The following is a 5,374-nucleotide window of genomic DNA, read 5'->3' on the forward strand; positions in this document are numbered from 1 at the left end:
CACAGGTGGCTGAAGATGATGTCGTCATCGAAGAAATACTTGCTGCCCTCGCCAAAGGGGAAACGTATCCGCCGGGTTCTCGGATACCGAGACCCCACACTTGCCGCACTTGCAGTGGTCACTGCCCCTTGTCCTATGTCTCCGTCGACCATGACAGGCTGCCCTTCCTCGAACATCCAGTTTCGGATACCGATAGTATCGGGTGTAGACGTGGTGCTACAAGTCAAATGTCCCGCTCGCTCGCTTGGGGAGACGCGGGCGCAGAAAGCGCCATGCCCGGGGTACGCAGATGCGCCTGAAGCGGGTGTGGCTGTTGACTTCCATTTCGATGGCACCACTGACCGCCGCCAGATCAAAGATCGTCTCGATCATCGACGAACACACCCGCAAATGCGTCGACGGTCGGGTGGCGCGCGGCATCACCGGCGAGGACCTGGTCCTCGAATTTGACCGCCTGGCCAGACAGCGTGATACCCGCCCGACGGCGCTGCGGTGGAGCAATGATCAGGAACCTAATAGCTTTGTAGGGCACTGGACGATTCCTGATCAGAACTCGGGGCTAGACCCCCTTCCACAGGCGGGAACGCCGGCTGCTCTGCGACCTTCCGAGTGAGCGGTCGGCCAGCGAGTGTCGACGGAACGCCTGACCGATACCGGGGTCGGCTAGACCTGCCGGGAGAACGGCGAGGTCGGCGTGTCGTGACCGGCTGCTCCTCGGAAGGGGTTGGGGTGGGGAACGTGGTTCGAGCCCGCCTGCACGATCGACACCTCATCGACGGGGAGCCGTTGAGCTCTGACAAAGACTGGGGGTCGTGCGGGTTGCTGGGGTCGCGAACGGCTCAATCGGAGGTCAGGCCATCAGAGCCTTGCTATTAGGGCGCCGCGCGTTCTCACAAAGGGTCACGCACCCAACACATTTCGACAACCAAGGAGGTAAATTTGTCCATGGTCACGTGTGGGATCGACTGGGCCCAGGATCATCATGACGTCGCGCTGGTGGATGCCGACGGTCGGCTGGTCGCCAGACGGCGCATCCCCGAGTCGGTCGCCGGATTCGCCGAACTGACCGCCATGCTGGCCGATGCCGACGACGACCCTGAGGATCCGATCCCGGTCGCGATCGAGACCCCGCGCGGGTTGCTGGTCGCCGTGTTGCGGGCCAGCGGTCGACCGATCTACCCGATCAACCCGATGTCGGTGGCCCGCTATCGGGAACGGACGTCGATGTCGGGCAAGAAGTCTGACCACGGCGATGCGGTCACGCTGGCCAACATCCTGCGTACCGACATCGACCAGCATCGTCGGTTACCCGCCGACACCGAACTGGCGCAATCGATCACCGTGCTGGCCCGTGCCCACCAGGACGCCACCTGGCGGCGTAACCGGGCCGGCAACGAACTGCGGTCGCTGCTGCGGGAATATTTCCCGGGTTTCCTGCACGCCTTCGCCGACCGTCCCGGCGGAATCACCGCACCCGAAGCTCGTGCGGTGCTCGCCATCGCTGCCACCCCGGCCAAGGCGGCGCGGCTGTCAAAGCCGCAGATCACCGCCGCCCTGCGCCGCGCCGGACGCCAACGCGGCCTGACCACGCTCGCGGCGACAATCCACCAGCAGCTGCGGCTGCCGCAGCTGCGACACCCCGCCCCGGTCGAAGACGCCTTCGGTATCCAAGCAGTCGCATTGCTGGCCACCCTCGACGCTGAGTGCGCCAACGTCGACCGGCTGGGCGAGGCCACCGCCGCCACCTTTGCCCAGCACGCCGACCACAGGATCATCACCTCATTTGTGGGGGTCGGCGACCTTACCGGTGCCCGCCTGCTCGCCGAAATCGGCGACGACCGAACACGATTCGCCGACGCCCGAGCATTGAAGGCGTTCGCCGGGTCGGCGCCCGTCACCAAAGCCTCTGGGCGCAGCATCCGCATCACTCACCGGCACGTGAAGAACAACCGACTTGCCGCCGTCGGATTCGTCTGGGCGTTCATCGCGGCCGGCTGCGAAGGACCCACCCGCGCTCACTACCTGACACGCCGCGACCACGGCGACCGCCACCCCGCAGCCCTGCGCCACCTCTACAACCGCATGCTCGGCCAGCTCTACCACTGCCTGCAAACCAGCCAAACCTACGACCCAATCAAGGCATACCGACCACCCCCGACGCACCCCACACGAGCCGCCGCTTGACTGTTAACAAGATCGGAGGTCTGTGGGTGCGACGCGATGTCGCGCATGTGAGTGAGCTCGTGGAGTGGAGGTCGGCGATGCCGGTCGCGTAGTTCTCGGTTGGTGTTCGTGACCGATCCCCGCCCTGACGTGCGTCGACGGGTCCTGCCCGTGGGCGTGCGAAGCTCAGGGAAGAAGCCCAAGGGCCCCCGTTCCGTCTGGGGGAACGACCGGGCGAGGGAAGGCCGGACGGGCGAATGCGAATGAACCCTTGATGACGCCTCGTTATTTGAAGCCCGGGAAGACGGGTTGAGAACCCGGGTGATAGGACCCGGCCGCTGGCAGTGGCGGCAAGCGGCGACCGGAGGCCACAGGCCGGTCGTGCGAACACCGCTGGTCTCGGGGTATAGAGGGCGCCCTCCCCGGCCGTATCTCGTATGCGCGGAACGTGGAAACCCCGTCGGGTCCGGCCTTCGGGCCGGTAGGCCGATCGTGAGAGGGGCGGAATCCCTCGGCGGGAACAGGATGCTCAAGAAGCGAATGCCGATGGCCGAAAGGCAGCGGGACCTGTGGTCGTGGTGCCGCCGCTCCTCCTGGGCGGCGATCATGGGGAACCGGTCGGATACCAGCGTGGTGGCTGGGCTCGAAAGGGCGCTGACGTGGGCAGGTGAGCCTTTGAAATACCGAGACCGAGGGCCTTGCGAACCGGAAGGGCAAGTTGGACACCGTAGAGGTGAACGGACCGGAGGGCGTTTTCGATTGGACCGTCGTGGATTGGCGTGTCCATGAGGAAAACGTAGCGAGGTTGCGGCGCAGGATCTTCAAGGCGACGCGGGAGCAGGACTGGGCCTCGGTCCGGTCGCTGCAGAAACTGATGCTGGGTTCCTGGTCGAACACGTTGGTCAGTGTGCGACAGGTGACTCAGCGCAATGCTGGGCGTCGAACGGCCGGGATCGATGGGGAGGTTGCCCTGTCGCCCGAGGCGAGAGCGAATATTGCGGTGCGAGTGCATGATTCGCGGTCGTCGTGGGAGCCCTTGCCGGTTCGGCGTGTGTATATTCCGAAGGCCAACGGAAATCAGCGTCCGCTCGGTATCCCCGTGGTGATGGACCGCTGTCATCAGGCGCGGGTACGCAACGCGCTGGAGCCCGAGTGGGAGGCTCGGTTCGAGGCCCGTTCCTACGGGTTTCGCCCGGGCCGTAGCTGTGCCGATGCGATCCAGTCCCTTTTCCTCACGCTCAAAGGGCCACGAGCCCAACGGGCATGGATTCTGGACGCCGATTTGTCGGCCGCGTTCGACAGAATCGACCATCCTCGGCTACTCGACAAGCTGGGGTCGTTCCCGGCCAAGGAAATGATCCGAAAGTGGCTGAAAGCCGGGGTGATCGAGAACGGCGGGTTCGCGCCGACCGAGGAGGGTTCTCCGCAGGGCGGGGTGATCAGCCCGTTGCTGATGAACGTGGCACTGCATGGCCTGGAGGAGGCCGCGGGAGTTCGTTACCGCAGTTCGACCGGTGTTTACGCCGGCGCGGCGATAGCGGGCAACCCGGTTCTGGTGAGATATGCCGACGATATGGTCGCCTGCTGCCATTCACGTGAGCAGGCCGAACACGTCAAGGCGCAGCTTGCCCGGTGGCTGGCTCCGAGGGGTCTGGTCTTCAACGAGGATAAGACGCGCATCGTCCACCTCGAAGAGGGATTCAGCTTCCTCGGATTCAACATCCGCTGCTACCGCCACGGTAGACGGCCGGGCAAGTTGTTGATCAAGCCGAGCCCGGAGGCGATCGAGCGTATCCGCAAACGGTTGGCCGAGGAGATGCGCAGGCTGCGCGGCTCCAACGCCAGGGCGGTGATCGCCCGGATGAACCCGATTATCCGGGGATGGTCCGCCTACTATCGAGGTGCGGTGTCCAGCAAGGTTTTCAGCTCGCTGGACCACTATATGTGGCGGCTCACCTCCGGGCGGGCGCGCCGACCGCATCCGAAGAAGCCGAAAAAGTGGATCGCACGCCGCCACTGGGGTCGGTTCAACAAGTTCAGGAACGATCAGTGGGTGTTCGGCGATCCCGAACGGCCGTTGGATGACCGCCGTGAAAACATCGCGTGTCTGGTCAAATTCTCCTGGACTCACATCGTCCGACACACGCTAGTCGCGGGCCGGGCGTCTCCCGACGCCCCGGAATTGGCCAGCTACTGGGCCGAACGACGGCGCAAGGTCAAACCCGCGCTGGACAGCTACAACCTGCGCCTGCTCGCCAAGCAGGACGGACGGTGCCCGCTGTGTGGCGATCATTTGTTGACCGTCGATCAACCCCCGCAGTCGCCCTCCGAATGGGAACGGTGGTGGTTAGGAGTTGTCAAGCGAGCCATCGCCGCCGAGCATCTCACCCACCACGGGCGGCTGGCCCGGTTGGACGAGACCCACCTGGTACACGCCTCCTGCCATCGCAGCCTTCGGGCTAAGTTGCGCGGGAGCCCAACGAATTACGCAGTTCCCGCAACGTCCTCGGGGCTTGCTTGAGCCGTATGCCGGGACGACTGGCACGTACGGTTCTGAGGGGGGACCGCCGCAGCAATGCGGCGGTCCTACCCGACATGAGCCTCGGTGAGGCAGCCTGAAGGGGCGCCGCCTTCCCGAGGGTGCTCTGAATTCGGTTTGTCTGATCAAGGACCGGCGTTGGCGCGCTGGTTGGGAAGGTACGCCCATGCTCACGGTAGTTCACGACGTCGACGAGTCCAACGACAACACCGGTTCGGGTCGCTCGTTACTCGATGAGGTCGTCCGCGATGGCGCCCGGCAAATGCTTGCGGCGGCGCTGGAGGCCGAAGTCGGCCTATATCGCGCAGTTCACCGATCAGGTTGACGAGAATGGGCATCGCCTAGTGGTGCGCAACGGCTACCACGAGGAGCGGACCGTGTTGACGGCCGCTGGGGCGGTGCCGGTCAAGGCCCCGCGGGTCAACGACAAGCGCATCGACGCTGACACCGGTGAGCGGTGCCGGTTTTCCTCCCCGATTTTGCCGGCGTGGGCGCGCAAGTCGCCGCAGATGACCGAGGTGTTGCCGCTGCTGTGCCTGCACGGGCTGTCCAGCGGGGATTTCGGCCCGGCGCCGGAGCATTTCCTCGGCACGGGCGCGGCGCTCTCGGCGACCGAGATTACTCGGCTGACCGCGCAGCGGCAGGACGAGGCCAAAGCCTTCGGCAAGCGTG

The 5,374-nt window shown here is 65.0% G+C and carries 3 protein-coding genes and 1 pseudogene; all 4 read left to right on the forward strand.

The window, feature by feature from the left end; genetic code table 11:
* The first annotated feature begins 289 nt into the window (after window positions 1–289).
* A complete protein-coding gene (locus JF781_RS28800; RefSeq protein WP_007172237.1) occupies window positions 290–613 on the forward strand; it encodes a hypothetical protein in 324 nt (107 codons plus the stop codon).
* Window positions 614–945: 332 nt separating this feature from the next.
* A complete protein-coding gene (locus JF781_RS27320; protein WP_007172236.1) occupies window positions 946–2,184 on the forward strand; it encodes an IS110 family transposase in 1,239 nt (412 codons plus the stop codon).
* A 748-nt stretch (window positions 2,185–2,932) separates the two neighbouring features.
* Complete coding sequence (gene ltrA, locus JF781_RS27325) at window positions 2,933–4,684, forward strand: group II intron reverse transcriptase/maturase (protein WP_374109796.1); 1,752 nt, start codon at window positions 2,933–2,935, stop codon at window positions 4,682–4,684.
* Window positions 4,685–4,868: 184 nt separating this feature from the next.
* Window positions 4,869–5,374: pseudogene (locus JF781_RS27330) on the forward strand (transposase); the annotation flags it as partial.

It is taken from the genome of Mycobacterium sp. WUMAC-067, from assembly GCF_020217485.1.
Taxonomy (GTDB): domain Bacteria; phylum Actinomycetota; class Actinomycetes; order Mycobacteriales; family Mycobacteriaceae; genus Mycobacterium.

What these genes read in the sequence shown, in the direction of transcription:
- JF781_RS28800 (WP_007172237.1), top strand. Translation starts at nt 290, where the DNA reads ATGCGCCTGAAGCGGGTGTGGCTGTTGACTTCCATTTCGATGGCACCA.
- JF781_RS27320 (WP_007172236.1), top strand. Translation starts at nt 946, where the DNA reads ATGGTCACGTGTGGGATCGACTGGGCCCAGGATCATCATGACGTCGCG.